Genomic DNA, 24,984 nt, shown 5'->3' with positions numbered 1-24,984 from the left:
TCGCCCGGCTCCGGGCCCGCGACCCGCTCGAGAGGAGCCCCGTGTCGGTCCGCGACGGTCTGCTCGCTCTCCTCACCCTCGGCCCCGCGTACGGGCTGCAGCTGCACGCCGAGCTGCTCGATCGGGCGGCCCACCGCCGTCGCGTCAACGTCGGGCAGATCTACTCCACGCTCGACCGGCTGCGCGAGCGCGGCCTCGTCGCGGCGGCGGGATCGACGGAGGACGGCCTCCCCCTGCACGCGCTCACCGACGAGGGCCGCGCCGAGGCGCTCGCCTGGCTGAGCGGCGAGGGCGCGTCCGCCGAGGAGGACTGGGACGACGTCCTCGATCGCATCCTCCTCGCCTCGAGCCTCTCCGACGCCGACCTCGATGCGGTCCTCGACGCCTACGCGAGCACGCTCCCCGAGGAGCAGGAGGCTCTCGACGAGCACCCGCAGCGCCGCCTCGCCGCACGGGCGGTGCTGGTGCGCGACGACGCGCTGCGCCGGCTCCTCGACGCCGCCAGGGAGGAGCTCGCCGGGGCGGGCGACGGAGCGGCCGTCCGCGGCTACGCCCTCGAGCGCCCGCGGCGAGGGCGCAAGGCAGCGGCGCGGGACGACGCCGCGACCGACGGGCCGCTGAGCGCACAGAACGACCGGCACGAGACAGGCGCGGGCGCCGTCGCCTAGGGTGGGGGCTATGATCCGTTCGCCTCTCGGCCTCCGCGTGTCCACCTCCGCGCGCCGACGGCTCGTCGCAGTCGGAGCGGGCACGGTCCTCGTCCTCTGCGCCGCCCTGGCCGCGCCGATGGCGGCCAACGCCTACGACCCGGCCGACTACCCGTCCTGGTCGGACGTCGAGGCCGCGAAGTCGAGCGAGACCGCGACCGCCGCCGAGGTCGACCGCATCACCGCGATCCTCGCCGACCTGCGCGATCAGGCCGCCGCCCTCACCGACGCCGCCATCTCCCGCGCGTCCGAGGCCGACGCCGCTCAGAGCGCGCTCGACGAGGCCACCCAGCGCGTGACCGCCCTCGAGGAGCGCGCCGCCGCGGCCCGTGCCGACGCGGACGCCGCGAAGGAGCAGGCAGGCCGGCTCGCCGCTCAGCTCTACCGCAACGGCGGCACCGACGCGACGCTGAACCTCCTGGTCGGCGGCGATCAGTCCGACAAGCTGCTCTACCGCCTCGGCACCATGAGCCAGCTCACCCTGCAGACCAGCCGCCTCCAGAGCGACGCCGAGTCGACCGAGAACGCCGCCGCCTCCCTCGCCGAGCAGGCGGAGCAGGCGCGCACGGAGCGGCTCTCCCTCGTCAGCGCCGCGCAGGACGCGCTCGCCACGGCGCAGGCCGCGCAGTCCGAGGCCGACGCGAAGGTCGCCGACCAGGAGCAGTACAGCGCCGGGCTCTACGAGCAGCTCGCCTCGCTGAAGAACACCACGGCCGCGCTCGAGGAGGAGTTCGCCACCGGTCAGGAGGCGAAGGCCGCGTTCGAGGAGCAGGAGCGCCTCTCCCGCCTCGCCGCCGAGGCGGAGGCCCGGCGGCAGCAGGCCGCGAAGGCGCCGTCCGCACCCTCCGCTCCGGCACCGGCGGCGCCCGCGGCCCCGTCGACAGGCGGTGGCGGCGGCCCGGTGGAGCTCGGCGACGACGACGCGTCCGGCAAGGACAGCAGCGCGAAGACCATCGCCGCGCTCGGCAGCTACGCCGGCCGGACCGACGGCATGTCGCCGGCGCAGGCGCAGAACTACGCGCGCTCCGTCATGGGCGTCCACGGCTGGGGCCAGGACCAGGCCGACAGCTGCCTCATCCCGCTCTGGAACGGCGAGTCGGGCTGGCGCTGGAACGCGCTGAACCGCTCCTCGGGCGCCTACGGCATCCCGCAGGCGCTGCCGGCGAGCAAGATGGCGACCTACGGCGCGGACTACCAGACCAACGCCGCGACCCAGATCGACTGGGGTCTGGCCTACATCTCCGACCGCTACGGCTCGCCGTGCGCGGCCTGGTCGGCCTGGAACAACCGCTCGCCGCACTGGTACTGAGCCACCGCACCGGAGCCTCGGTCGGGCAGTCGCGTCACTTCGCCTCGTCGTAGGCGTCGACGATCGCGACGGTGACCGGGAAGTCGATGTCCTGATCGCCGAACAGCGCCCGCCCGGCGCGCACGGCGGCCTCGCGAACGACCGCGGCGACCCGCTCCGCCTCCTCCGCGGGCGCGTGCACGATCACTTCATCGTGCAGGAAGTAGACGAGGTGCGCGAGCGCGCCCTCCGCGCGCAGCCGGGCCCGCAGCTCCCCCATCCAGCAGAGCGCCCACTCGGCGGCCGTGCCCTGCACGACGAAGTTGCGGGTGAAGCGCCCCCAGTCGCGGGCGCGCTGACCACCGGCGTCGACGTCGCCGGGCGGTGAGCTGCGTCCGAGCCGGGTCGACACCCGCTCGCCCCGCTCGCCGGCGCGGGCAGCCGCTTCGACGTGCGCGACGGAGAGGGGGTACGCGCGCGTGAGCCGCGGGAGCAGCCGCCCGGCCTCGCCGCTGGTCGCCCCGTACATCGCGCCGAGCATCGCGACCTTGGCTCGCGGCCGGTCCGGGACGACGCCCGCGTCGACGATGCCCTGGTAGAGGTCCTTGCCCCGCCCGGCCGCGGCCATCACGGAGTCGCCCGCCAGCGCGGCGAGGATGCGCGGCTCCAGCTGCGCCGCATCGGCGACCACCAGCTTCCAGCCCTCGTCGGCGGTCACTGCGGCGCGGATCTGCCGCGGCAGCTGCAGCGCTCCCCCGCCCGACGTCGCCCAGCGGCCGGTGACGACGCCGCCGACGACGTACTCCGGCCGGAAGCGCCCGTCGTGCACCCAGGCGTCGAGCCAGGCCCAGCCGTTGGCGGTGAGCAGGCGCGAGAGCTTCTTGTACTCCAGCAGCGGCGGGATCACCGGATGCTCGATCGAGGTCAGCTCCCAGGAGCGGGTCGACTCGACGGTCAGACCGGCGCGGCGGAGCGCGCGCAGGAGGTCCGCCGGTGAGTCGGGGTTCAGCTCGGGCGCGTCCAGCTCGCGGCGGATGTCGTCGGCCAGTGCCTCGAGGCGGGCCGGCCGTCCGCCGAAGCGCGGCCGCGGACCGAGCAGGTCGGTGAGGACGCGGTCGTGGACGTCGGCGCGCCACGGCAGCCCGGCCGCGGCGATCTCGCGGGCGATCAGCGCGCCGACCGACTCCGCGGCGAGCAGGAGCCGCAGGCGCCCGCCCTGCGCGGCCGCAGCCAGCGCCTCCTCCTGCCGGGCGAGCTCGACCAGCGGGTCCAGCTCGTCCGCCTCCGCGGGCGCCTCCTCGAAGCCGAGCAGCGTGTCGCCGGCGACCGGGGCGGCGGCCCCGGCGTCCCACGCGTCGGGAGCCGAGCGGGCGAGCGGCGAGCGCGCCGTCTGCTCCGAACGGCGGAGGATCGCCCGGGCGAGGCGGAGATCGTGGCAGCGCGCGACGTGCACGCCCTCGGCCAGGAGAGCCGGGTACCAGCGGGCGGTGTCGTCCCAGACCCAGCGCGGACGCTCCGGCTCCCGCTCCCGGACGAAGGCGGCCAGCTCGGCCGGTCCGCGCCCGCCGCCGACCTCGGCCCCCGAGCCGTCCGCGACGACCGCCCGCCACTGCCCCGTGGGGCCACCGGTGAGCGCGAGGAGCATCCGGCCATTCTCCTCCGCGGCAGAGCGAGCTCGGACGACGGCCTCCGCCGCCAGACTCATGAAGCGGGCGCCCCGGCCGGCCTCGACGCCGGGTAGCCCGGGAACGGCTTCTCCTGCGCGGTCAGCGGCTGATGCGCCCACAGCGTCGCCGCGATCGTCTCCATCGACCGCGAGTAGCCCACCAGCGTCCGCTTGCCCGGCTCCGCGGCCCAGGTGACCGCCCGGAACCAGCTCTCGCGGTAGGGTCCCGTCTCGATCCTGCGGATCAGCCCGATCCGCCCGGTCCGCATCGCGTCCACCATGACCCACTCGTCGGGCCCGCTGCTGCGCAGCATCTGGAGGGGACTCCACTCGATCATCTCGCCTCCTGCCCGGTCGATCCGCTGCCGTGTCGAGCACGGGCGCCGCGGCGTACACTCGCAGACTATCGAACACATGTTCGAACGGCCAGTCGAGTCCGGCGGGTCGAGAGGAGCAGGCGGGAGCACCCACGATGGCGGTGATCGAGGAGACGGCGATGGTCGCGACCGACGGTGACGGAGTGCCCGTCGCACTCGAATGGCGCGGCGCCAGCTACCGGGTGACTGACCGTCCGACGGTCTGGACGCGCACCAGCGACTGGTGGGCGCCGCTCGACGGCTTCCCGCCGACGTTCGGCGGCGTGCCGGTCAGCATCGGCGGCTGGCGCTTCCAGGCGACCGATCTCGAGACGGGCGGAGCGTTCGTGCTCGACGTCGTCGCCTCGACGGATCCGTGCTGGAGCGTGGTGCGGTGCTACGAGTGAGGGCGGGCGGGTGCGACCCCGGACCCCGCTACTCGCTGTCGGACCGCTACTTGCTGTCCGACCAGGGCGCCTTCGTCATGGCGACCAGAGCCGCGACTCCGGAGACGAGGCCGACACCGGCGATGGCGGCTACGACGAGCCAGAGCACGAGTTCCATAGGGCCAGTCTACCGAGTGCGTCGAGCCCCCGTTCCATCGCCCGGCTCTGCAATAGCGTGAGCGGAATGACCGACTCCCCCACGCGCGCGAGCGTCGGACTGCGCTCCGAGCGCGGTCCGATCCTCCTGGCGCTGATGATCTCGACCGCGCTGGTCGCCCTCGACGCGACCATCCTCTCGACCGCGGTGCCCTCGATCGTCGCGGACCTCGGCGGCTTCGAGCAGTTCCCCTGGCTGTTCTCCATCTACCTCCTCGCCCAGGCGGTCTCCGTCCCCCTCTACGGCAAGCTCTCCGACGTGATCGGGCGGAAGCCCATCATGCTGATCGGGATCGGCCTCTTCCTCGTCGGCTCGCTGCTCTGCGGCCTGGCCTGGAGCATGCCCGCGCTGATCGCCTTCCGCGCCCTGCAGGGCCTCGGCGCCGGGGCGATCCAGCCGATGGGCATCACCATCGCCGGCGACATCTACACGGTCGCCGAGCGGGCGAAGACCCAGGGCTACCTCGCCAGCGTCTGGGGCATCTCCTCGGTCGTCGGCCCCACTCTCGGCGGTGTGCTGTCGGACCTGGGCGCCTGGCGCTGGATCTTCCTGGTCAACATCCCGCTCTGCCTGCTCGCGGCCTTCCTCCTGATCCGCAGCTTCCGCGAGACCACCCGCGGCGAGCGCACCCCGCTCGACCTCGCGGGCGCCTCGGTGCTCGCCGTCGGCACCGCGCTGCTGATCCTCGGCCTGCTCGAGGGCGGCAACGCCTGGCCCTGGCTCTCGCCCGCGGGCGTCGGCGTCTTCGTCGCCGCGGCGCTCGCCTTCGCCGGTTTCGTGGCCATCGAGCGCCGGGCGGTCGCCCCGGTGCTGCCGCTCTGGGTGCTCACGCGGCGGGTGCTGCTCTCGACGAGTCTCGTCTCGGTGACGGTCGGCGCGATCACGCTCGGCGTCACCTCCTACTTCCCGACCTTCGCGCAGGGCGTCCTCGGCAGCTCCGCCCTCGGCGCCGGCTTCGCGGTCGCCGCGATGACGATCGGCTGGCCGGTCGCGGCGAGCCTCTCCGGCAGGCTCTACCTGCGGATCGGCTTCCGCCGCACGGCCTTCCTCGGCGCGGCGCTGGTCACGGTCGGCACCGGGCTGACGATCCTCCTCGGCGCCTCGTCGAGCCTCTGGGAGATCGCGGGCTTCTGCGTGCTGATCGGCGCCGGGATGGGCCTGGTCGCGACGCCGACCCTCATCCGCGCGCAGGCAAGCGTCGAGTGGAACGAGCGCGGCGTCGTGTCCTCGACGAACTTCTTCGCCCGCAACATCGGCAGCGCGATCGCCGTCGCGGTGTTCGGCGCGATCGTCAACGCCCAGGCCGGTGGCGGCGATCCGACGCCCGAGGGCCTCGCGGCCGGCACCCGCTTCGTCTGCATCGCACTGACGGTGCTCGCCGTCGGCATGCTCTTCGCGGTCCGCGCGATGCCGAAGGACGACCCGCGACCGGCCGAGGCTCCGGCCGCGACCCCCGCGGAGTCCTAGCGCGGAGCGCGGCGGGCGGCGGAGAGGGCCCTCAGCCGCTCGACGTGCCGGCGCCGGGTGCGGTGGATCCAGCGCTGCACCGGGTCGCCGAGCCCGGGGTGCCGGCGCAGCGTGTGCAGGGCGCGGTCGAGGCGCCGCACCATGTCGGCCGCGGCGCCGAACGGTCGCGCCGAGATGCCGACCTCCAGGTGGCGGTCGTAGACGATCCGGTGGCGCAGGCCCAGGTGCACGCTGATCTCGACGTCGTCGTGCACGTAGGGGTCGTCGCGGTGCATCTCCCCCGCGATCTCCTGCCAGGCCGAGCGGCGGACGGCGCAGTTCGAGCCGAAGAGCGGCCAGTTGGCCAGCGCGGAGCCCATCAGCACGAAGTACGCGTCCATGTAGACGATCCGGGCGAGGTTCCGCGCGACCGGGCCGAGCTCGACGAACCGGCCGGGTCCGGTCACCGCTCCGACGCCCGGGTCGGCGAAGTGCGCGGCGATCCGCGCGAGCCAGTGCCGGTCCGGCTGAGAGTCGGCGTCCAGCCGGGCGAGCACGTCGCCCTCCGCCTCGTCGAAGCCGTGCGCCGTGCTGGCGGGTATGCCGGTCCCGCCGTGCACGATCACCCGCGCGCCCGCTGCACGGGCGACGTCCGCGCTGTCATCGGTGCTGCCGTCGTCGACGACGACGATCTCGAAGGGGGCGAGGGTCTGCTCGGCCAGGAGGGCGAGCAGACGCTCGAGGTGCCGGGCGTCGTCCTTGACGGGGACGACGACGGAGATGCGTCGGGAGTCCATCAGGACAGTCAACTCGATCCGGGCCCTCGCCCGGACATCCGCCACGCCCGCGACCGCGGTGACCGGCGTGTCAAGCGTCTGCCGGCCGGGCGACGCCGGTGCTGGGATCGTGATCGAGGAGACGCGCCGCGCCTCGAAAAAGGAGACGTCATGACCCAGGGACCCCGCGACTTCCGCCCCACCCGCGCCGTCGTCACGGCCTCGGACTCCGGCGTCGGCCGGGCCGCCGCCGTCGCCCTCGCCGAGGCCGGCATGGACGTCGGCATCACCTGGCACAGCGACGAGCAGGGCGCCCTGGAGACCGCGGAGGAGGTGCGCTCGCACGGCCGCCGCGCCGAGGTCGCCCGCCTCGATGCGACCGAGCTCGATCGGGTCCGCGACGTGATCGACGACCTCGCCCGGCGCCTCGGCGGACTCGACGTCTTCGTCAACAACGCGGGCGGGGGCGGCGGCGAGCCCTTCCTCGAGCAGAGCCTGGCCAGCTGGCGCGAGGTCGTCGCGCTGAACCTCGACGGAGCGTTCGTCGGCCTCCAGCGCGCCGCCCGCATCATGGTCGAGCAGGGCACCGGCGGACGCCTCATCGGCGTCACGAGCGTGCACGAGCACCAGCCCCGCGTCGGTGCGAGCGCCTACGTCGCCGCCAAGCACGGACTCGGCGGGCTGCTGAAGGTCGCCGCCCTCGAGCTCGGCCGCTACGGCATCACCGCCAACGCGTTGGCGCCCGGCGAGATCGCGACCCCGATGAACGACGCGGAGGACGTGGATCCGCACAGCATCGACCGCCCGGGCATCCCGCTCGGCCGCCCCGGCGACGCGCGCGAGATCGCGGCCGTGATCGCCCTCCTCGCCTCGCCCGCGGGCGCCTACATCACGGGAGCGTCCTACGCGGTCGACGGCGGCATGCTGCAGATGGGGCCGCAGGCCGGCTCGCACCTGCTGCAGGACGACTGGCGGGACGCCTGACCGGCCGACCATCGCGCCCGCCCGACCGGTATTCTCGAAGAGGTGCTCCGGCGGGCGGGGCGCTCGAACCGAGGGTGCAGGTGACGCGCGTGTGGTTCCGCCGTCGACGCAGGTTCAAGATGGAGCCGTACGACCCGGACGAGAACCCGTCGCGCGAGCCCGTCTCGGTCGAGGAGGCCGCGGAGGAGGGCCTGCTGCTCGCCCAGTACGCGAGCCGGATGGCCGTGAAGAACCGCGTGCTGATGGACGGCCTGGCCGAGGGCGTCCCCTTCGACGTCCGGCACTACTCCGTCATCGCCGCCGCCGAACTGGAGAAGCTCGCCGACGAGTCGGAGGCGGCGGCCGAGCGCCTGCGCGCCATCGCCGCGGACGCGACCCTGGTCGGCGGCCGCTCCGACCACGTGCACGACTACCGCTCCGCCGACATCGACAACCTCGACCACCGCGAGCGGCTCTCGCTCGCGGTCGCCGACTCCCTGCGCCACCGCGCGCGGGACGAGCAGTACCTGGCCTCGCTCGTCGACGACGCTCGGCAGGACGCCTGGCGCGAGCTGTCGCAGTCGATCGAGGAGACCCTCGACCGGGCGCCGCTGATCGACGCGGACGACGAGGAGTATCAGCGAGACCGCTCGGTGCGGATGGCGCTCGTCGTCGTCGACGACCTGGCGAAGCTCGCCGCCGAGCGCGGAGTCGCGCTCGAGGAATGAGGCGGGCCCTCGCGGTCGGCGCGAGACACCGGGTCAGCGGCTGACGGAGATCAGCGCGAGGCGACGATCAGGCCCAGCCGGCCCGGAACGACTCGGTCGCCTCGGACGAGCGCTCGCGCACGGCCTCGAGCAGCTCCACCATCGAGGTGCTGCGCAGGAACGCCAGTCGGTCGAGCTCGGTCACGGGAGCGACTCCCGCGAGCTGCCAGGCGTGCGCGGCCGGGTCCTCGGCCAGCTCGACGACGGCGCCGTAGCGCTGCTCGACGAACTCGCTCGCGACCGCCAGCGCCGTCCGCACCGCCGATTCGGCGGAGCGCAGCAGCTCCTCGTGCTCGGGCGCCCACTCCAGCGGCGCGACGGGGCGCACCTCGGCCTTCGGATACGGGTCGTCGTCGTACCAGCGGACGACCTCGAAGCGGTTCTCGCCGACGCTGTCGATGGTGACGAACGACTCGGCGCCGTCGATGTTCAGGATGCGCGCGACCGTGCCGATCGGGAAGCGCTGGTCGCCGCCGCCGACCTCCTGCCCGCGCTCGATGAGGACGACGCCGAACGAGAGCGTGTCGTCCTCGAGCACGTCGCCGAGCATCCGCAGATACCGCGGCTCGAACAGCCGGAGCGGGAGCGGCATGTGCGGCAGCAGCACGGAGCCGAGCGGGAACATCGGGAGGTCAGGCACGAGAACAGCGAACCACGTCGTACGGAGACCGGCCACTACGGGCTTCCGGGCGGCGGACGTGCTAGCGCCGACGCGGTCGACGCAGAAGGAACACCATCCGTTAACCAACGGGGAGGAAGATCCGCCCGTGACCGCTGAAGTGAACCTCGACCAGATCGTCTCCGAAGTGTCCGCGCGCCTGCGCACCCGCTTCCCCGACCGCCCCGCCGCCGAGGTGGAGTCGGCCGTCCAGAAGGAGCTCGACTCCCTCGCCGACCGCCCGGTCCAGGACTACCTGTCCGTCCTCACCGAGCGCGCCGCGAAGTCTCGCCTGAAGAAATCCCGCCCGGACGCCTGACGCCCCCTCTCCGCTCAGTCCGCAGAAGTCGTCGCACTCGCCGTCCGAGTACGACGACTTTCGCGCACTCGCGGCGGGGACCGACGGCGAGGTCGCGTCGAGTGCGCAGGAATTGTCGTACTCAGCGTGCGAGTACGACAACTCTTGCGGAGTCGAGGCGCGGGCCGGCGGCGCGACGGGGACGGGACGGAAGTAGGGCGTACGGGACTTGAACCCGTGACCGACGGATTATGAGTCCGCTGCTCTGACCGGCTGAGCTAACGCCCCGCGGCGCCCGAGGCGAGCGGGGCGGGCCGTCAGGAGGCGGCTCGGCCTGCCGGAGCGGACGCTGCGTCGGCGGCCGGATCGGCCACCGGCTCCCCACGATACAGGCTCTCGAAAGTGCTGATCGTGCGGTTGATGTCGTGCGCAGCGACGATGCGGAGCGAGCTGCGCTTGAAGGCCTCGAGGCGCTCGGGGTCGGCCGTCAGGACGTCGGTGAGGCCGTCGGCGAGGGCCTGCGCGCTGCCGGGCTCGAAGAGGTGGCCGTTCTCGCCCTCGTGGACGAGGTGCGGGAGGGCCATCGCGTCGGCGGCGACCACGGGAAGGGCCGAGGCCATCGCCTCCATGGTCGCGATGCTCTGCAGCTCGGCGATGGAGGGCATCGCGAAGACGGTCGCCCGGCTGTACGCCTGCTTCAGCTCGGCGTCGGAGACGTAGCCGGTGAAGTGGACGCGGTCGGCGATGCCGAGGGTGGTGGCGAGCTGCTGCAGGTTGCGCATCTGGTCGCCGCCGCCGACGATCTCCAGCTGCGCATCCAGCGAGGGGTCGAGCAGCGAGACCGCGCGGAGCAGGACGTCGATGTGCTTCTCGCCGGTGACGCGCCCCACGAAGAGGATGCGGTTGGCGGTGCGCGGAGTGAAGTCGGGCGTGTAGTTGTCGGCGTCGATGCCGCAGGAGATGGCGTGCACGCCCTGCAGCCCCGTGTACTTTTCGAGGAACTGCGCGGCCTTGCGGGTCGGCGTCGTGACGGCCTCCGCGCGGCCGAAGGTGCGGCGGGCGGCCCGCCAGGCCATCGCCACGGCCTTCGCCTGGGCGGCCTTGGGCAGGAGCGTGAACTCGAGCATGTTCTCGGGCATGAAGTGGTTGGTGCCGATGATGCGGATGCCGCGCTTGGCCGCCTCCTGACCGAGGCCGCGGCCGACGATGACGTGGGACTGAAAGTGCACGACGTCGGGCTTCACCTCGTCGAGGATCCGCGCGCTGTTCTGGCGGATGCGCCACGGCATCGCGAAGCGCAGCCAGTCGTGCGGGGGCCACCGGAGGCTGAAGAGGCGGTGCACGATGATCCGCTGGCCCTCGTGGTCCTCGACGCGGGTGCCGCTCCAGCCGTCGGCGGACGGGGCGACGACGTGCACCTCGTGGCCGCGCGCCTGCAGGCCGGCGGCGAGGCGCTCGGCGAACTTGGCGGCTCCGTTGACGTCCGGCGCGAAGGTGTCGCAGCCGATCACGACGGTCAGCGGGCGGCGGGCGGCGTCCGCCGGAGCGGAGTCGCCGGTCGACGACTCGGGGCGTGACGCGTCGCGGGGATCTGACACGGAGTGGGTCCTAACGATGTCGTGTCGCTCGAGGGAGAGGAGCGATCGGCGTGGGTTCGGGCGGGTGCACGGCGTCTCGAAGCGGTCCCAGTGTAGGCGGGGAGGGCGCCGGATCCCGGGATTGCGGCGCCTCGCGTCGGGCGGCTCAGCGGGCCTGCGGGTGGTGCTTCGCGAGGAGGAAGACGCCCCAGATGGCGACCACTCCCGCCGCGATGAAGAGCGGGATCGCCCACGGCGCCGCGTACTGCGCCTCGCCGAGGACGATGATGCCGATCGCCACGGCCACCAGCGGGTCGACGACGGTCAGGCCGGCCACGACGAGGTCCGGCGGCCCGGAGGCGTAGGCGTTCTGCACGAAGTAGCCGCCGAGCGCGGTCGCGGCCAGGAGCGCCACGATGCAGACGACGGTCAGCGGGTCGAACTCGCCGAACTTGATCCGGTTGAGGACGACCTTGGCGAGCGTGGCGACGAAGCCGTAGACGACGCCGGCTCCGAGGATGTAGAAGATCGCGCGGGCCTTCTTGCGGAAGACGCGGAAGGCGATCACGAAGATCGTCATGACGACCGCGAGGATCACCAGGATCGTGATCAGCTGCGACGTCCGGATCGACTCGTCGACCGCATTGAAGGCGGCCACCAGCACGAAGACCCCGACGCCGCCGACGCAGAGCATGATCGCGCGGATCGAGGACGCGTTCAGCCGCACCTTGCTCACCCGGGCGTTGACGATCGCCGTGATGACGAGCGCGACCGCGCCGAGCGGCTGGACGACGATGAGCGGCGAGAAGCCGAGGCTGGTGAGCTGGAAGACGATCGCGAGCGCCAGCATCAGCGTGCCGATCACCCAGGACGGCCGCGACAGCAGCGCGAAGAGCTGCCCGCCGCTCAGACCGCTCGAGCCGGAGCGCTTGGAGAACCGCTCGACCTTGACGACTCCGCGGTGCTGGAACTGCGCACCGAGCGAGAGGAAGACCGCGCCGACCAGTGCGATCGGGATGCCGATGAACTGCGCGGGATCGAGGGTGAACTGATCCGCCAATTCAGTGAGATCAGTGGGCATGAGCACGACCCTACCCAGATTCGATCCGCGCATCCTCCGACGCACGGGGGACCTCGGCTAACCAGCGGATGACGATCAGGACGGCCGCCTGCAGGGCCCGCGATACCCTGATCCCCATGGCCGTCCTCCCCATCCGCATCGCCGGCGACCCCGTCCTGCACTCCCCCGCCGCCCTCGTCACCGAGTTCGACGACACGCTCCGCACGCTCGTCGCGGACATGTTCGAGACCATGGACACGGCGCCCGGCGTCGGCCTGGCCGGACCGCAGGTCGGAGTGCCGCTGCGGCTCTTCGTCTACGACTACGAGGCCGACGACGGCACTCCCCGCCGCGGTGTCGCGATCAACCCCGAGCTGTTCGTCACGCCGACGCCGCTCGGCGAGGCCGACGAGGACACCGAGTCCGAGGGCTGCCTGTCGTTCCCCGGCGAGCGCTTCCCACTGCGGCGGTCCGAGCGCGCGATCCTGCGCGCGGTCGACCTCGACGGCACGCCGATCGAGATCGAGGCGGAGGGCTGGTTCGCCCGCGTCTTCCAGCACGAGTTCGACCACCTCGACGGCGTCCTCTACACGGACCGCCTCGAGCACGAGTACGCCAAGCCCGTCGCGAAGATCACCCGCAAGCGCGGCTGGGGCGTGCCCGGCGTCTCCTGGACCCCGGGCGTCGAGCACCTCGAGGACTGAGCGTCCGAGGCACCCCGCCTCCGCTCCGATTCCGGGCCGGCGCTCCCTGGCCTAGGCCAGGTCGACGCCGTGCACGCCGTTGTGGTGGCGCACGGTCGGGAAGGAGGCGGTGACGCTGCGTCCGACGCCGGGCGTGCGCTTCTCGACGACGTCGCCGCCGAAGAGGCCGGCCCGCTCGCGCAGCTCCGAGAGCGCCGGGCTGTCGATCCGGTCGGTCAGCGCATGCAGGTCGGCGTCGACGGCGCTCGCGTCGGACTCGGCGCCGGCGTGGCGCTCGCGGTCGTCGTCGACCTCGACGCGGAGGCCCGTGGCGGTCCAGCGGGAGGTGATCCGCAGCTCGGTGCCGGTGCCGCCGGACTCGAGGGCCTCGTCGAAGGCGTACTCAAGGACGCGCATCACGGCGACGTCCGCGCCGTCCTGCAGCGGGAACGGCTCGCCGAAGGTCTCCTCCTGCACGACCAGGCCGCGCTCGCGGGCGCTCTCGATGAGGGCGTCCGTCCCGCCGGTCGCGGGGAGCTCGCGCGGATCGACCGCGGCGACCGTCGCGATGCGGCGCAGCTGGGCGAGCGACGCCTCCGCGGCGCTGACGGCCCGCCCGGCGGAGCGCGAGGCGGCGGCGGGATCGCGGTCGATGGTGAGGCGCACGCTCTCGGCCTCCTCGACCACCTTCGACGCGGCGCGGACGGCGAGCTGCTCGAGCTCGCCGACGATGCGCAGCCGCGCCTCCTGCTCCCGGACGGACAGCTCGAGGGCGACGGCGCGCGACGTCTCCTCGGCCCTGCTGTCGAGCGCGCGGTGCTCGGCGGCGGCGGAGCGGCGCCACAGGACGATCGCCCCCGCCGCGACGATCAGGGCGAGGACGAGGACGACTTCGAGCACGACGGCCTCCGGGGCATCAGGGAACGGCGCGGGGGGACGCCGGAGAGCGATGGTACCCGGGAGCGGGCGCGAGAGCCGGAGGCGCGGCGGGGGCTTGCGGTCGGCTCGCCCGACTCGGGCGAGCGGTCAGCCCTCGCGGCGGCTGCGCGCGACGGTGAACTTCGCGCTGCGCTCGATGATCTTGGTCGGCCCGACGGAGCGGCGCAGCTCGGCCGGGTGCGCGAGGTGCGAGTTGAAGACCGTCCACAGCTCGCCGCCGGGGCGGAGGATGCGGCCGGCGGCCGCGATCATCCGGCGCGCGACGAGGTCGGTCACCGCGCCGTCGGAGTGGAACGGAGGGTTGCAGAGCACCACGTCGACCGAGCCGTCGGCGAGCGTGGAGGCGTTGTCGTCGCGGAGCAGCCGGATGCGGTCGCCCAGGCCATTCGCCTCGGCGGTGGCGCCGGCGGACTCCACGGCGGCGCGGGAGCTGTCGGTGGCGATCACGTCGAGGTCCGGGCGGGCGAGCGCGAGCGACGCGGCGAGCACTCCGGAGCCGCAGCCGAGGTCGACCGCGACTCCCCCGGGCAGCGCGGCCGGGTCGAGCGCGGCGAGCAGAGCCCGGGTGCCGAGGTCGAGCTTGGCGCCGGCGAACACGCCGGGCAGTGCGACGACCTCGAGCCGGTGCTCGGCCAGACGGCGGCGCTCCGCACCGGCGGCGGCGGGCTGCTCCGCCTTCGCCTCGCTCGCGAGCAGCGCCCGCGACTTCTGCCGCGCGAGGCTGACGTCGATCCGGTCGTAGCGGCGGGCCAGCACCTCGTTCATGCCGAGCGACATGTGCTTGATCCGCCCGGCGCCGATGAGCTGCGCGGCGGGGTTCGCGAGCGCGACCTCGGCCGCGACGGCGGCCAGCGCGTCGAGCGAGCGCGGGAGGCGCAACAGCACGATCTCGGCGCCCTCGACGGCCTGGGCGATCGAGTCGGCGATCATGAAGGGCGCGAGCTCGATGCCGGCGGCGCGGACCGCCTCGGCGTTGGCGGCGAGGGCCCGCTCGGCGACGATCGAGTCCTGGGCGGAGGAGACCGCCACGCCGTCGGCGGCGAGGGCCAGCGTCAGCGCGCCGTAGGCGTCGCCGACGACGGCGACCCGGGAGTGCCCCGCGGCGAGGTCGAGGAGGAGGCGGTCGCTCGCGTCGACCGCGACGAGGTCGGGGGCCTCGACGTCGGGCCGGCGGCGGAGGAGGTCGAGGACGTCGTCGCGCATGGGGGCTCCGGTCGGGGTCGTGGCAGGGAGCACGGCGGACCGGTGAGCACGCAGGGAACGAGGCGCGGAGACCGGGCCCGGAGGACCGACTCGAGGGCACGAAAAAGGGCCCAGGAGTGGAGTCCCAGGCCCTTCGCTCCCCGACTTGGACTCGAACCAAGAACCTACCGGTTAACAGCCGATTGCTCTGCCAATTGAGCTATCGAGGATCATCCGCTCACCCGGAGGCGAACAGCGCGTGACTACTTTAGCAAAGTCTGCGCGAACTCCAAATCCTGGATCAGTAGCCGAGCACCGGGTCGACGACGCCGAGCAGTTCGCGACCCGCGGCGAAGGCGGCGACGTTGGCGCGGACCCGCTCGGCGAGCAACGGCGTCGTCATCTCCGGGGTGTCCGCGGAGTGCGGGGTGATCAGGCAGCGCGGCTCGCTCCACAGCGGGTGCCCGTCGGGCAGCGGCTCCGGGTCGGTGACGTCGAGGGCCGCTCCGGCGAGCCGTCCCTCCGCGAGGGCGGTCACGAGAGCGTCCGTGTCGACGAGGCTCCCCCGGGCGACGTTGACCAGCACGGCCTCGGCCGGCAGCCGCCGCAGCAGCTCGGCGTCGACCAGCCGGGCCGTGCCGTCGGTCGCGGCGGCCGCGAGCACGAGCACGTCCGCGTCGGCGACCACGTCGGGCAGCTGCTCCGCGGGGACCGTGCGGTCGGCTCCGGGCAGGGCGGCGTCGGTCCGGCGCACCACGGTGACGTGGGCGTCGAAGACGCTGAGCAGCCGCAGCAGCTCCACGGCGATGCCGCCCGCGCCGACGACGACGACTCGCGCGCGGTGCAGCGTCCTGGCGCGCTTCGCCCCCCAGGAGTCGGCACGCGCGCGCTCGGGCAGCGAGCGCAGCAGCGCGAGGGTCAGCGCGAGAGCGTGCTCGGCGACCGGCTCGGCGTAGGCGCCCTTCGCGCTCGTCCAGCGCAGCCCTCGATGCGCGGTGCTGCGCAGCACGGGCGCGAACACGTCGACGCCCGCCCACGGCAGCTGCACCCAGCGGAGGCCCGGGTGCTCCGCGAGGACCGCGGCGAGCTCGTCGGTGCGGCCGTAGGAGAGCCAGAGCAGCGCCTCCGCCTCCTCGACGCCGACGACGGTCCCGCCGCCGGCCTCGATCGCGTCGGTGAAGATCTGCTTCGACCGGGGCAGGACGGCGACGCGCGGCGCGCTCATCCGGCCTCCTCCGCGGGCGCCGTGCGCGCGGCGCGGGAGGCGTCGAAGCGCTCGAACTCGGCGAAGGCGGCGCCGAGCTCGCGGACGTACGGGTGCCGGGAGTCGTTCAGCACCTCGAGCAGCGGTCCGTAGGCGACCACCTCGCCCTCCACCAGCACGGCGATCCGGTCGGTGGCCCGGCTGAGCACGTCGATGTCGTGGCTCACGACGACCGCGGCGAAGCCCTCCTGCCGGCGCAGATCCGTCAGCAGGTCCACGATCGACTCGCGGACGGTCGCGTCGATGCCGGAGGTCGGCTCGTCCGCGATCAGCACCTTCGGGCCGAGGACGAGCGCGCGCGCGATCGCGACGCGCTGCCGCTGACCGCTGGAGAGCTCGTAGGGGAAGCGGTCGAGCAGGAACAGCGGCAGGTGCACGGAGTCGAGCAGCGTCGCCACCCGCACCGCCGCGCTCTTCGGGTCGTAGTGCCGGTCGCGGAGGAAGATCGGCTCGGCGATCAGCTCGGAGACGGTCAGCTCGGGGCGCAGCACCGCTCCGGCGTCCTGCGCCAAGTGCGCGACGTCGAAGGTGAAGCGCTTGATCTCGCGGGCGGGCATCCCACGGAGGCGGTGGCCGGAGACGGTGGCCTCGCCGCCGATGATCACCGGCCGCGTGCGCGCCCCGGCGCCGGCCGGGCCGTCGAGACCCTCGCCGCCGAGGACGCGCGCCAGCGTCGACTTTCCGGAGCCGCTGCCGCCGAGGATGCCGAGCACCTCACCCGGCTCGACCCGCAGGCTGACCCCGCGCAACGCGGTCCAGCGCCCGCTGATGCCGCGCGGCGGGTACTCGACGCTGAGGTCGTCGACGACGATGGGCGCCGAGGCGGCGGCGGCTCGGCTCACGCCTTCCGCTCCGCCTCGACGATGCTGCGCAGGAGCTCGCGGCGCTCGGCCTGCTCCCCCGGGTCCGGCACCGGCAGCGAGGCCAGCAGCCGCTGGGTGTACGGGTGCTTCGGCGCGGACAGCACCTCCTCGCCCGTGCCCTCCTCGACCAGCTCGCCGCGGTAGAGCACGGCGATCCGGTCGGCGAGCAGGTCGACGACGGCGAGGTCGTGACTGATGAAGAGCGAGGCGAAGCCGAACTCGCGCTGCAGCTCCGCGAACAGCTCGAGCACGCGCGCCTGCACCGAGACGTCGAGCGCCGAGGTCGGCTCGTCGGCGATCAGCAGCTTCGGCTCGAGGGCGAGCGACCGTGCCAGGCTGGCGCGCTGGCGCTGGCCGCCGGAGAGCTCGTGCGGGTAGCGGTCGCCGTAGGAGCGCGGCAGCTGCACCGCCTCGAGCAGCTCGTCGACCCGCTTCCGGGCGGCACCGGCGTCGCGGGCGCGGCCGTGCACGATCAGCGGCTCGGCGACGCACTCGGCGATCGTCAGCAGCGGGTTGAAGCTCGACGCCGGGTCCTGGAAGACGAAGCCGATGTCGCCGCGGACGGGGCGGAAGGCGCGCTCGCGGATGCCGCGCATCTCCTTGCCGAGCACCCGCAGCGAGCCGCCGGTGACGGTGGTCAGTCCGGCGATCGCCCGGCCGATGGTCGTCTTGCCCGAGCCGCTCTCGCCGACCAGGCCGAGCACCTCGCCCGCGCGGATGCGGAAGGAGACGCCGTCGACGGCGACGAAGCCGGGGCGGCCGAGGCGGCCCGGGTACTGGATCCGCAGATCCTCGGCGAGGACGAGCGTCTCCGCCTCCGGGGCGCCGGCGCGCTCGATGGCGCGCTCCTTCGCCCGGGCGACGCCCTGGCCCACGTGCGGCACGGCGGCGAGGAGCTTGCGGGTGTACTCGGCTTTCGGAGCGGCGAACAGCTCGGCGACCGGCGCCTCCTCGACCAGCTCGCCCTGGTACATCACCGCGACGCGATCGGCCAGGTCGGCGACGACGCCCATGTTGTGGGTGATCAGGACGATCGAGGTGCCGAAGTCGTCGCGGCAGCGGCGGAGCAGGTCGAGGATCTCGGCCTGCACCGTCACGTCGAGGGCCGTGGTCGGCTCGTCGGCGACGATGAGCCCCGGGTCGAGCACGAGCGCCATCGCGATGACGACGCGCTGCTTCTGGCCGCCGGAGAACTGGTGCGGGTAGAAGTCGACCCGCTTCTCCGGCTCGGGGATGCCGACCGTGCGCAGGACGTCGATGGCGCGCTTCCGCGCGTCCTTGCGCGAGACGGAGGCGTGCGCGCGCAGCCCCTCCGCGATCTGCCAGCCGACGGTGAAGACCGGGTTGAGGGCGGTGCCGGGCTCCTGGAAGACCATCGCGACATCGGTGCCGCGGAGCTCGCGCAGGCGCGACTTCGGCACCGAGACCACGTCGGTCGACGAGCTGCCGTCCTTCTTCGAGAGCAGGATGACGCCGGACGCCGTCGCCGTCTCGGGCAGCAGCCCGAGGATGGTCTTGGCGGTCACGGTCTTGCCGCTGCCGGACTCGCCGACGATGGCGAGCACCTCGCCGCGCTCGACGCGGAGGCTGACGCCGGCCACCGCGCGGACGGCGCCGCGATCGCTCGCGAAGGCGACCTCGAGGTCCTGGATGTCGACGATCGGGCGGGAGCCCGCGTCGGCGGGACGGCTGTCGGCGGGACGCTGGACGCTCATCGGGTCTTCTCCACTCCGGCGACGGGATCGTGTCCCGGCGTCTCCAGGCCGTCCGCGGGGAGCGCACCGCCCGGGACGACGGACGTCGCGGCGACGTCGCCGGAACCGGCGGCCACCGCGCGCCGGCCGCGCAGGCGCGGGTCGGCGAGGTCGTTGAGGCTCTCGCCGACCAGCGTGATGCCGAGCACGACGAGGACGATGGCCAGGCCCGGGAAGACCGAGGTCCACCAGATGCCGCTGGTCACGTCGGACAGCGCCTTGTTGAGGTCGTAGCCCCACTCGGCGGCCGAGGTCGGCTCGATGCCGAAGCCGAGGAAGCCCAGGCCCGCGAGGGTGAGGATCGCCTCGGACGAGTTCAACGTGAAGATCAGCGGCAGGGTGCGCGTGGCGTTGCGAAGCACGTGCTTGAACATGATCCGCGGGGTCGACGCCCCGATGACCTTCGCCGACTCGACGAAGGCGTCGCCCTTGATCCGGACCGTCTCGGCGCGGATCACCCGGAAGTACTGCGGGATGTAGACGACCGTGATCGAGACCGCGGCGGCGAAGATGCCCGACCAGAGGTTCGACTGCCCGCCGGAGATCACGATCGACATCACGATCGCGAGCAGCAGGGTCGGGAAGGCGTAGATCGCGTCGCAGATCACGACGAGCACGCGGTCGAGCCAGCCGCCGAGGTAGCCCGAGACGAGACCGAGGAAGACGCCGAGGAAGATCGACAGCACGACGGCGACCACGATGACGAGGAACGCCGTCTGGGCGCCCCAGATCACGCGCGAGAGCACGTCGTAGCCGCCGACGGTGGTGCCGAGCAGGTGCTCGGCACTCGGCGGCTGCTGCGCGCCGAACGACTCGGTGCCGGTGCGCAGCTGCGAGTAGCCGTAGGGGGCGATCAGCGGGGCGAGGGCCGCGACGAGGAGGAACGCGCCGGTGATCACGAGACCGGTGACGAGCATCCCGCGCTGCAGGCCCACGCTCTGCCGGAGCTGGTGGACGACCGGCAGCCGGTCGACGAGGCGGCGGCGCGGGCGCGCCGGAGTGGTGGTGCTCATGGGTCAGTACCTCACTCGCGGGTCGATGAGCGCCGCGATGACGTCGACGATGAAGTTGGTCAGCGCCACGATCACGGCCAGCAGGGCCACGATGCCCTGCACGGCGACGAAGTCGCGCGCCTGGAGGTACTCGGCCAGCTGGAAGCCGAGGCCCTTCCACTCGAAGGTCGTCTCGGTGAGCACCGCGCCGCCCAGCAGCAGGGCGATCTGCAGGCCGATGACGGTGATGATCGGGATGAGCGCAGGACGGTAGGCGTGCGTGCGGACCAGGCGGAACTCGCTCACTCCGCGCGAGCGGGCGGCGTCGACGTAGTCGGTGCCGAGGGTCCCGATCACGTTGGTGCGCACGAGGCGGAGGAAGATGCCGGCGGTGAGCAGGCCGAGCGCGATCGCCGGCAGGACCGCGTGCGAGAGCACGTCGGCCACGGCGGCGGGGTCGCCGGTCTGGATCGCGTCGATCAGGTAGATGCCGGTCTTGTTCTCGAGGAACTGCAGCGAGAGCTCGGTGTTCGTGGTCGCGCGACCGGCGACCGGGAACCACTTGAGCCAGACCGAGAAGACGAGCTTGAGCAGCAGCCCCGCGAAGAAGACGGGGGTCGCGTAGCAGAGGATCGCGAAGATGCGCAGGACCGCGTCGGGCGTGCGGTCGCGGTGGTAGGCGGCGAGCATCCCGAGCGGGATGCCGACCAGGAACGCCACGATCAGGGCGTAGAAGGCGAGCTCGACGGTCGCGGCGCCGTAGGTGACCAGCACCTCGGTGACCGGGCGGTTGTCGCTCAGGGTGGTGCCGAAGTCGCCGCGCAGCAGGTTGCCGAGGTACTCGAGGTACTGCACGATCAGCGGGCGGTCGTAGCCGGCCGCGGCGACGCGCTCGGCCAGCTGGTCGGCGGTGAGCCGACCGCCCAGCGCCGCGGTGATCGGGTCGCCCGTCGAGCGCATGAGCAGGAACACCATCGTCACGAGGATGAAGACGGTCGGGATGATGAGCAGGAAGCGGACGAGCAGATAGCGCCCGAGTCCTCCTCCGGAGCCGCGCGGTCGCCGGGTGGGCGCCGTCGCCGCAGCCGTCGTGGCTGTCGTCACGTGATGCCTTTCGTGGAGAACGGCCGGCGCCTCCCGGGTGGGGAGGCGCCGGCCGGAGGGGTGGATCAGCCCTTGCTGAGCGCCGCGTAGCGGAACTTGAACGAGGCGTCGAGGGTGTCCTCGGCTCCGCTCACGGTGCTGCCGACGATCGCGACCTGCGAGCCCTGGAGGTAGGGCAGGGTCGACAGCTGCGCCGCGACCTTGTCCTGGATCTCCTCGATCAGCGCGGTGCGCGCATCGGCGTCGGTGGTGGAGACCTGCTCGGCGATCAGGCTCTGCACGTCGGCGTCGTCGAAGTGGTTCGCGAGGAAGTTCTCCTTGATGAAGAACGGCGACAGGTAGTTGTCGGCGTCGGAGTAGTCCGGGAACCAGCCGAGCTGGTACGCCGGGTAGACGTCGCTCGAGCGGTCCTTGGAGTACTGGACCCACTCGGTCGTCTGCAGGTTCACGGTGAACAGGCCGGTCGACTCGAGCTGGTCCTTGATCAGCGCGTACTCGTCGCCCGAGGACGGACCGTAGTGGTCGTTCGAGTACTGCAGGTTGAGGGTGACCGGGGTGGTGACGCCCGCGGCCTGGAGCGTGGCGGCCGCCTTGTCGGCGTCGACACCGCCCTGGCCGTCGCCGTAGAGGCCCTTGAGGGACTCGGTCGCGCCGGTGAGGCCCTGGGGGACGTAGGAGTACAGCGGGGTGTAGGTGCCCTTGTAGACCTGGTCGGCGATCTCCTGGCGGTCGATCAGATCGGCCGCGGCCTTGCGGACGGCGAGCGCCTTGGCCGCGTCGGCCTCGGCGGTCGTCGCGCCGAACGGCTGCGTGTCGAAGTTGAAGACGATGTAGCGGATCTCGCCGCCGGGACCGTCGACGACCTTGACCGCGTCGTTCTCGCGGAGGTCCTCGACGTCGGTCGCGGAGAGGCTCCGGTACGCGACGTCGATGTTGCCCTCCTGGATGTCCAGCTTGAGGTTCGAGCTGTCCGCGTAGTACTTGACGTTGACGGTGCCGGTCTTCGCCGCGCCGAGCACGCCCTGGTAGTCGTCGTACGCCTTGTACTGGATGAGGTTGTTCACGTCGTAGTTGGCGATCGTGTACTGCCCGGCGAAGGCGTCGCCCGAGACGATGTCCGCGTCGGCGGTCAGCTCGTCGGCCGAGAAGACCTCCTCGTCCACGATCGGGCCCGCGGGGCTCGAGAGGATCTGCGGGAAGGTCTGGTCGTTCTCCGACTTCAGCGTGAAGACGACGGTGGTGTCGTCCGGCGCCGCGACGCTGTCGAGGTTCGCGAGGAGCGACGACGGGCCGTTCTCGGCCGCGATGGCGACCTGGCGGTCGAAGGAGAACTTGACGTCCGAGGAGGTCAGGTCGTGGCCGTTGGCCCACTTCAGGCCGTCCTTGAGCGTGACCGTGTACTCGGTCGGCGCCGTGAACTCGGCCGACTCGGCGATGTCGGGCTCGACGTCCGGGCTGCCGTAGGGGGTGTTCATCAGGAACGGGAACACCTGGTTCATCACGGCGAAGGAGCCGTTGTCGTACGAACCGGCGGGGTCGAGCGTGGTGATCTTGTCGGTGGTGCCGATGGTGAGCGTGCCGCCGGCCGCGCCGCCGGTCGAGTCCCCGCCGCCGGCGGAGCAGCCCGCCAGCACGAGCGCGACCGCGGCGAAGCCTGCTGCCGTGCCGAGTGCCCGCGAACCGCGAGTGAATCCGGATGTCATCTCCGTCTGCCTCTTCCTGTCAGAAATCGGATGCGGACCTCGGCGTGGAACGCGGTCCCGCGGCGCAGAGTCCGTCTCGCACGGGGTCCGTGCGGAGCGGTGTCGATCCGGCGCACTGTCCTTCAGGCGCACGGTGTTCTCTGGGCGCACGGGGGCCACGACGCTGAGCGCCCGCATTGCTGTTCCTCAGTGGTAACACATGCGGAAGCGCTCTCCGAACCGGCGCGGGCCGTCGAGCGCTTTCTTCACACGACTGCAACACGTCCCTCATCGAGGGCACGGGGCACCCGCGGCGCCCTCATTCGGTGCGCAGGGCCCGCTTCTCGCGCTCCAGCTCGACCAGGCGGACCTGCACGGCGCGGGAGAGCACGGGGTCGGTCGAGGCGCGCTGCAGGGCGCCGCGCAGCTCGGCGATCTCGCGCAGGAGGTCGCGCTCGATCAGCGAGATCGCGACGTCCTTCGAGTAGCGGGCGAGCCCGGCCTCGTCGGCGGCCGGGATGGGCGCCACGGCGAGCTGGTGCACGAGCGAGGCGAACGGCCCGGGCACGTCGGCCGCCACGTGCTCGACCCAGTCGCGGTCCTGAGCGCGCTCGAGGTTGGCGACCACGGCGTCGCGGACGACGCGGAGGGTCTCGTTCGTGACGGCGGCGTGCGCGGCGCGGGCGAGCAGCGACTCCCCCATCACCTGCGGCAGCTGGAGCATGGCCATCAGCGCCTCGCGCTCGATCCGCGTGACGACGTCGACGGGGAGGTCGGCGATCCGGGCGCCGGCGGGCGCCTCGGGGGCGTCCTCCTGCGGGCGCTCGTCCCGGCCGCCCGGGGCGTTGCGCGCGCGCGAGCCGGCGGAGCGGACGGCGGAGTTGACCTCGGACATGTCCAGGCCGAGCATCCGGGCCAGCTCGCGGGAGTAGCCGGGGCGCAGCGCCGGGTCGCGGATCTCGGCGACGACCGGGGCGGCGGCGCGGAGGGCGGCGATCCGGCCCTCGACCGTGTCGAGGTCGTAGCGGGACAGCAGCTGCCGGATGACGAACTCGAACATCGGCTTCTTGTCGTCGATGAGGCGGCGGACGGCGTCGTCGCCGCGGTTGAGCCGCAGGTCGCACGGGTCGAGGCCCTCGGGCGCGACGGCGACGAAGGTCTGCGCGGCGAAGCGGTGCTCCTCCTGGAAGGCGCGCATCGCCGCCTTCTGGCCGGCGGCGTCCGGGTCGAAGGTGAAGACGACCTCGCCGACCCCGCTGTCGTCGCCGAGCACGCGGCGCAGGACCTTGATGTGGTCGACGCCGAAGGAGGTGCCGCAGGTGGCGACCGCGGTCGTGACGCCGGCGAGGTGGCAGGCCATCACGTCGGTGTAGCCCTCGACGACGACGACCCGGTGGCCGCGGGAGATGTCGCGCTTGGCCAGGTCGAGCCCGTAGAGGACCTGCGACTTGTGGTAGACGGGCGACTCCGGGGTGTTCAGGTACTTCGGACCCTTGTCCTCCTCGAGCAGGCGGCGGGCGCCGAAGCCGACGGTCTGCCCGGTGACGTCGCGGATCGGCCAGACGAGGCGGCCGCGGAAGCGGTCGTAGACGCCGCCGCGGTTGCTGCTGCTGACGAGGCCCGCCGTGGTGAGCTCCTCCTCGGAGAAGCCGCGGCGCTTGAGCGCGGTGGTCAGGCCGTCCCAGCCGTCGGGGGCGAAGCCGACGCCGAAGCGGTCGGCGGCCGCGCGGTCGAAGCCGCGCTCGCCGAGGAAGCGGCGGCCGACGTCGGCGCCGGGGGTGGCGAGCTGCTCGCGGAAGAACTCCTCGGCGGCGTTGTTCGCGGCGATGAGCCGGGCGCGTCCGCCGGTCTCGGGGGCCTGGCCGCCGCCCTCCTCGTACTGCAGCGGGAAGCCGATGCGGCCGGCGAGCCGCTCGACCGTCTCGCTGAACGAGGTGTGGTCCATCTTCATGACGAAGCTGTAGACGTCGCCCGACTCCTGGCAGCCGAAGCAGTGGTAGAAGCCGGCCTGGGGGCGCACGTGGAAGCTCGGGCTGCGCTCGTCGTGGAACGGGCAGAGCCCCTTCAGCGAGCCGACGCCCGCCGACTTCAGGGTGACGTACTCGCCGACCACGTCCGCGATGTTGACCCTGGCCTTGACCTCCTCGACATCCGTCTGTCGAATCCGAGGCATGCCTCCCATCGTATCCGCCGCCACCCGCCCCCCGGCCGAGTGCGCCGTTTCCGCCCGCGCACATGCTGGTCGAGTAGCCGCGGAACGCGGCGTATCGAGCGGCGAAGCCGCTTCGCGTCTCGGTGGTGAGGGAAAACTGCTTGTGGCTGGGCGGGTGTGGTTCGAAGATGGTGGTGTCGTGGT

23 protein-coding genes and 2 tRNA genes are annotated in these 24,984 nt (G+C 72.8%); 8 read left to right on the top strand and 17 right to left on the bottom strand.

Annotated features, from left to right (window positions below; all coding sequences use genetic code 11):
* Nucleotides 1-41 precede the first annotated feature (41 nt).
* Nucleotides 42-668, top strand: a complete 627-nt coding sequence (locus EDF43_RS16865) for a PadR family transcriptional regulator (RefSeq protein ID WP_165909161.1) — start codon at nucleotides 42-44, stop codon at nucleotides 666-668.
* Nucleotides 669-678: 10 nt separating this feature from the next.
* Nucleotides 679-2,016 (top strand): hypothetical protein, encoded by a 1,338-nt coding sequence (locus EDF43_RS16860; RefSeq protein ID WP_132437786.1) that lies wholly within the window; start codon nucleotides 679-681, stop codon nucleotides 2,014-2,016.
* A gap of 34 nt (nucleotides 2,017-2,050) precedes the next feature.
* Here EDF43_RS16860 and EDF43_RS16855 read toward each other — a convergent pair whose 3' ends face one another.
* Both EDF43_RS16855 and EDF43_RS16850 read right to left on the bottom strand, forming a co-directional pair.
* Nucleotides 2,051-3,640: a bifunctional 3'-5' exonuclease/DNA polymerase gene (locus EDF43_RS16855; protein ID WP_123735478.1), complete on the bottom strand. Its 1,590-nt coding sequence runs from the start codon at nucleotides 3,638-3,640 to the stop codon at nucleotides 2,051-2,053.
* Between the two features lie 56 nt (nucleotides 3,641-3,696).
* Nucleotides 3,697-3,999: a hypothetical protein gene (locus tag EDF43_RS16850; protein ID WP_123735477.1), complete on the bottom strand. Its 303-nt coding sequence runs from the start codon at nucleotides 3,997-3,999 to the stop codon at nucleotides 3,697-3,699.
* 158 nt (nucleotides 4,000-4,157) lie between these two features.
* Here EDF43_RS16850 and EDF43_RS16845 point away from each other — a divergent pair, with 158 nt between their 5' ends.
* A complete protein-coding gene (locus EDF43_RS16845; RefSeq protein ID WP_243581743.1) occupies nucleotides 4,158-4,424 on the top strand; it encodes a hypothetical protein in 267 nt (88 codons plus the stop codon).
* Nucleotides 4,425-4,647: 223 nt separating this feature from the next.
* Entirely contained in the window at nucleotides 4,648-6,087 is a 1,440-nt protein-coding gene (locus EDF43_RS16840) for an MDR family MFS transporter (RefSeq protein WP_123735475.1), read from the top strand.
* Here EDF43_RS16840 and EDF43_RS16835 read toward each other — a convergent pair.
* Complete coding sequence (locus tag EDF43_RS16835; protein ID WP_123735474.1) at nucleotides 6,084-6,863, bottom strand: glycosyltransferase; 780 nt, start codon at nucleotides 6,861-6,863, stop codon at nucleotides 6,084-6,086. The genes EDF43_RS16840 and EDF43_RS16835 overlap by 4 nt on opposite strands.
* A 150-nt stretch (nucleotides 6,864-7,013) precedes the next feature.
* Between EDF43_RS16835 and EDF43_RS16830 the strand changes: the two genes are divergently transcribed.
* Nucleotides 7,014-7,826, top strand: coding sequence for an SDR family oxidoreductase (locus tag EDF43_RS16830; protein WP_123735473.1), 813 nt, complete (start codon nucleotides 7,014-7,016; stop codon nucleotides 7,824-7,826).
* Between the two features lie 119 nt (nucleotides 7,827-7,945).
* Nucleotides 7,946-8,533: a hypothetical protein gene (locus EDF43_RS16825; protein WP_123445650.1), complete on the top strand. Its 588-nt coding sequence runs from the start codon at nucleotides 7,946-7,948 to the stop codon at nucleotides 8,531-8,533.
* A gap of 67 nt (nucleotides 8,534-8,600) precedes the next feature.
* Here EDF43_RS16825 and EDF43_RS16820 read toward each other — a convergent pair whose 3' ends face one another.
* Nucleotides 8,601-9,212 carry an LON peptidase substrate-binding domain-containing protein gene (locus EDF43_RS16820; RefSeq protein WP_243581747.1) on the bottom strand — a complete coding sequence of 204 codons (612 nt, stop codon included), beginning with the start codon at nucleotides 9,210-9,212 and terminating at the stop codon, nucleotides 8,601-8,603.
* A gap of 127 nt (nucleotides 9,213-9,339) precedes the next feature.
* Here EDF43_RS16820 and EDF43_RS16815 point away from each other — a divergent pair, with 127 nt between their 5' ends.
* Entirely contained in the window at nucleotides 9,340-9,549 is a 210-nt protein-coding gene (locus EDF43_RS16815; RefSeq protein ID WP_132437785.1) for a hypothetical protein, read from the top strand.
* A gap of 193 nt (nucleotides 9,550-9,742) precedes the next feature.
* Here EDF43_RS16815 and EDF43_RS16810 read toward each other — a convergent pair.
* The 3 genes from EDF43_RS16810 to EDF43_RS16800 all read right to left on the bottom strand — a co-directional run bounded on the left by EDF43_RS16810 (nucleotide 9,743) and on the right by EDF43_RS16800 (nucleotide 12,186).
* Nucleotides 9,743-9,816 (bottom strand) — tRNA-Ile (locus EDF43_RS16810).
* 29 nt (nucleotides 9,817-9,845) lie between these two features.
* Complete coding sequence (locus tag EDF43_RS16805) at nucleotides 9,846-11,036, bottom strand: glycosyltransferase (protein WP_123735629.1); 1,191 nt, start codon at nucleotides 11,034-11,036, stop codon at nucleotides 9,846-9,848.
* 235 nt (nucleotides 11,037-11,271) lie between these two features.
* Nucleotides 11,272-12,186, bottom strand: a complete 915-nt coding sequence (locus EDF43_RS16800; RefSeq protein WP_123735628.1) for a DMT family transporter — start codon at nucleotides 12,184-12,186, stop codon at nucleotides 11,272-11,274.
* 116 nt (nucleotides 12,187-12,302) lie between these two features.
* Between EDF43_RS16800 and def the strand changes: the two genes are divergently transcribed.
* Entirely contained in the window at nucleotides 12,303-12,869 is a 567-nt protein-coding gene (gene def, locus EDF43_RS16795; RefSeq protein WP_207901817.1) for a peptide deformylase, read from the top strand.
* A 51-nt stretch (nucleotides 12,870-12,920) separates the two neighbouring features.
* Here the strand turns inward: def and EDF43_RS16790 are convergent, their stop codons facing one another.
* From EDF43_RS16790 to dnaG, 10 genes are all read right to left on the bottom strand, one after another.
* Nucleotides 12,921-13,748 (bottom strand): hypothetical protein, encoded by an 828-nt coding sequence (locus tag EDF43_RS16790; RefSeq protein WP_123735471.1) that lies wholly within the window; start codon nucleotides 13,746-13,748, stop codon nucleotides 12,921-12,923.
* Between the two features lie 126 nt (nucleotides 13,749-13,874).
* On the bottom strand, nucleotides 13,875-14,990 hold the full coding sequence (locus tag EDF43_RS16785; protein WP_132437784.1) for a class I SAM-dependent methyltransferase: 1,116 nt from the start codon (nucleotides 14,988-14,990) through the stop codon (nucleotides 13,875-13,877).
* A 136-nt stretch (nucleotides 14,991-15,126) separates the two neighbouring features.
* Nucleotides 15,127-15,199: transfer RNA gene (locus EDF43_RS16780), tRNA-Asn, on the bottom strand.
* Between the two features lie 71 nt (nucleotides 15,200-15,270).
* A complete protein-coding gene (locus EDF43_RS16775; protein ID WP_132437783.1) occupies nucleotides 15,271-16,194 on the bottom strand; it encodes an NAD(P)-dependent oxidoreductase in 924 nt (307 codons plus the stop codon).
* Nucleotides 16,191-17,075, bottom strand: coding sequence for an ATP-binding cassette domain-containing protein (locus EDF43_RS16770; protein ID WP_243646352.1), 885 nt, complete (start codon nucleotides 17,073-17,075; stop codon nucleotides 16,191-16,193). Before EDF43_RS16770 ends, EDF43_RS16775 begins: the two co-directional genes overlap by 4 nt.
* Complete coding sequence (locus tag EDF43_RS16765) at nucleotides 17,072-18,811, bottom strand: ABC transporter ATP-binding protein (RefSeq protein WP_132437782.1); 1,740 nt, start codon at nucleotides 18,809-18,811, stop codon at nucleotides 17,072-17,074. The genes EDF43_RS16770 and EDF43_RS16765 overlap by 4 nt, the downstream gene beginning before the upstream one ends.
* On the bottom strand, nucleotides 18,808-19,863 hold the full coding sequence (locus EDF43_RS16760) for an ABC transporter permease (RefSeq protein ID WP_123732121.1): 1,056 nt from the start codon (nucleotides 19,861-19,863) through the stop codon (nucleotides 18,808-18,810). The genes EDF43_RS16765 and EDF43_RS16760 overlap by 4 nt, the downstream gene beginning before the upstream one ends.
* Nucleotides 19,864-19,866: 3 nt before the next feature.
* Nucleotides 19,867-20,946 (bottom strand): ABC transporter permease, encoded by a 1,080-nt coding sequence (locus EDF43_RS16755; protein WP_123735467.1) that lies wholly within the window; start codon nucleotides 20,944-20,946, stop codon nucleotides 19,867-19,869.
* 65 nt (nucleotides 20,947-21,011) lie between these two features.
* Nucleotides 21,012-22,649 (bottom strand): ABC transporter substrate-binding protein, encoded by a 1,638-nt coding sequence (locus EDF43_RS16750; RefSeq protein WP_132437781.1) that lies wholly within the window; start codon nucleotides 22,647-22,649, stop codon nucleotides 21,012-21,014.
* Between the two features lie 298 nt (nucleotides 22,650-22,947).
* A complete protein-coding gene (gene dnaG, locus EDF43_RS16745) occupies nucleotides 22,948-24,801 on the bottom strand; it encodes a DNA primase (RefSeq protein ID WP_123735465.1) in 1,854 nt (617 codons plus the stop codon).
* Between the last annotated feature and the right edge of the window lie 183 nt (nucleotides 24,802-24,984).

Source organism: Rathayibacter sp. PhB179 (genome assembly GCF_004345345.1).
Lineage (GTDB): Bacteria > Actinomycetota > Actinomycetes > Actinomycetales > Microbacteriaceae > Rathayibacter > Rathayibacter festucae.
The sequence above is the reverse complement of the archived record's forward strand: the minus strand, read 5'-3'. Positions and strand labels throughout refer to the sequence as shown.

Excerpts from the sequence above, each read along its gene's own strand:
- EDF43_RS16860 (WP_132437786.1), top strand. The coding sequence starts at position 679 with ATGATCCGTTCGCCTCTCGGCCTCCGCGTGTCCACCTCCGCGCGCCGA.
- EDF43_RS16855 (WP_123735478.1), bottom strand. The coding sequence starts at position 3,640 with ATGCTCCTCGCGCTCACCGGTGGCCCCACGGGGCAGTGGCGGGCGGTC.
- EDF43_RS16850 (WP_123735477.1), bottom strand. The coding sequence starts at position 3,999 with ATGATCGAGTGGAGTCCCCTCCAGATGCTGCGCAGCAGCGGGCCCGAC.
- EDF43_RS16845 (WP_243581743.1), top strand. The coding sequence starts at position 4,158 with ATGGTCGCGACCGACGGTGACGGAGTGCCCGTCGCACTCGAATGGCGC.
- EDF43_RS16840 (WP_123735475.1), top strand. The coding sequence starts at position 4,648 with ATGACCGACTCCCCCACGCGCGCGAGCGTCGGACTGCGCTCCGAGCGC.
- EDF43_RS16835 (WP_123735474.1), bottom strand. The coding sequence starts at position 6,863 with ATGGACTCCCGACGCATCTCCGTCGTCGTCCCCGTCAAGGACGACGCC.
- EDF43_RS16830 (WP_123735473.1), top strand. The coding sequence starts at position 7,014 with ATGACCCAGGGACCCCGCGACTTCCGCCCCACCCGCGCCGTCGTCACG.
- EDF43_RS16825 (WP_123445650.1), top strand. The coding sequence starts at position 7,946 with ATGGAGCCGTACGACCCGGACGAGAACCCGTCGCGCGAGCCCGTCTCG.
- EDF43_RS16800 (WP_123735628.1), bottom strand. The coding sequence starts at position 12,186 with ATGCCCACTGATCTCACTGAATTGGCGGATCAGTTCACCCTCGATCCC.
- def (WP_207901817.1), top strand. The coding sequence starts at position 12,303 with ATGGCCGTCCTCCCCATCCGCATCGCCGGCGACCCCGTCCTGCACTCC.
- EDF43_RS16785 (WP_132437784.1), bottom strand. The coding sequence starts at position 14,990 with ATGCGCGACGACGTCCTCGACCTCCTCCGCCGCCGGCCCGACGTCGAG.
- EDF43_RS16775 (WP_132437783.1), bottom strand. The coding sequence starts at position 16,194 with ATGAGCGCGCCGCGCGTCGCCGTCCTGCCCCGGTCGAAGCAGATCTTC.
- EDF43_RS16765 (WP_132437782.1), bottom strand. The coding sequence starts at position 18,811 with ATGAGCGTCCAGCGTCCCGCCGACAGCCGTCCCGCCGACGCGGGCTCC.
- EDF43_RS16760 (WP_123732121.1), bottom strand. The coding sequence starts at position 19,863 with ATGAGCACCACCACTCCGGCGCGCCCGCGCCGCCGCCTCGTCGACCGG.
- EDF43_RS16750 (WP_132437781.1), bottom strand. The coding sequence starts at position 22,649 with ATGACATCCGGATTCACTCGCGGTTCGCGGGCACTCGGCACGGCAGCA.
- dnaG (WP_123735465.1), bottom strand. The coding sequence starts at position 24,801 with ATGCCTCGGATTCGACAGACGGATGTCGAGGAGGTCAAGGCCAGGGTC.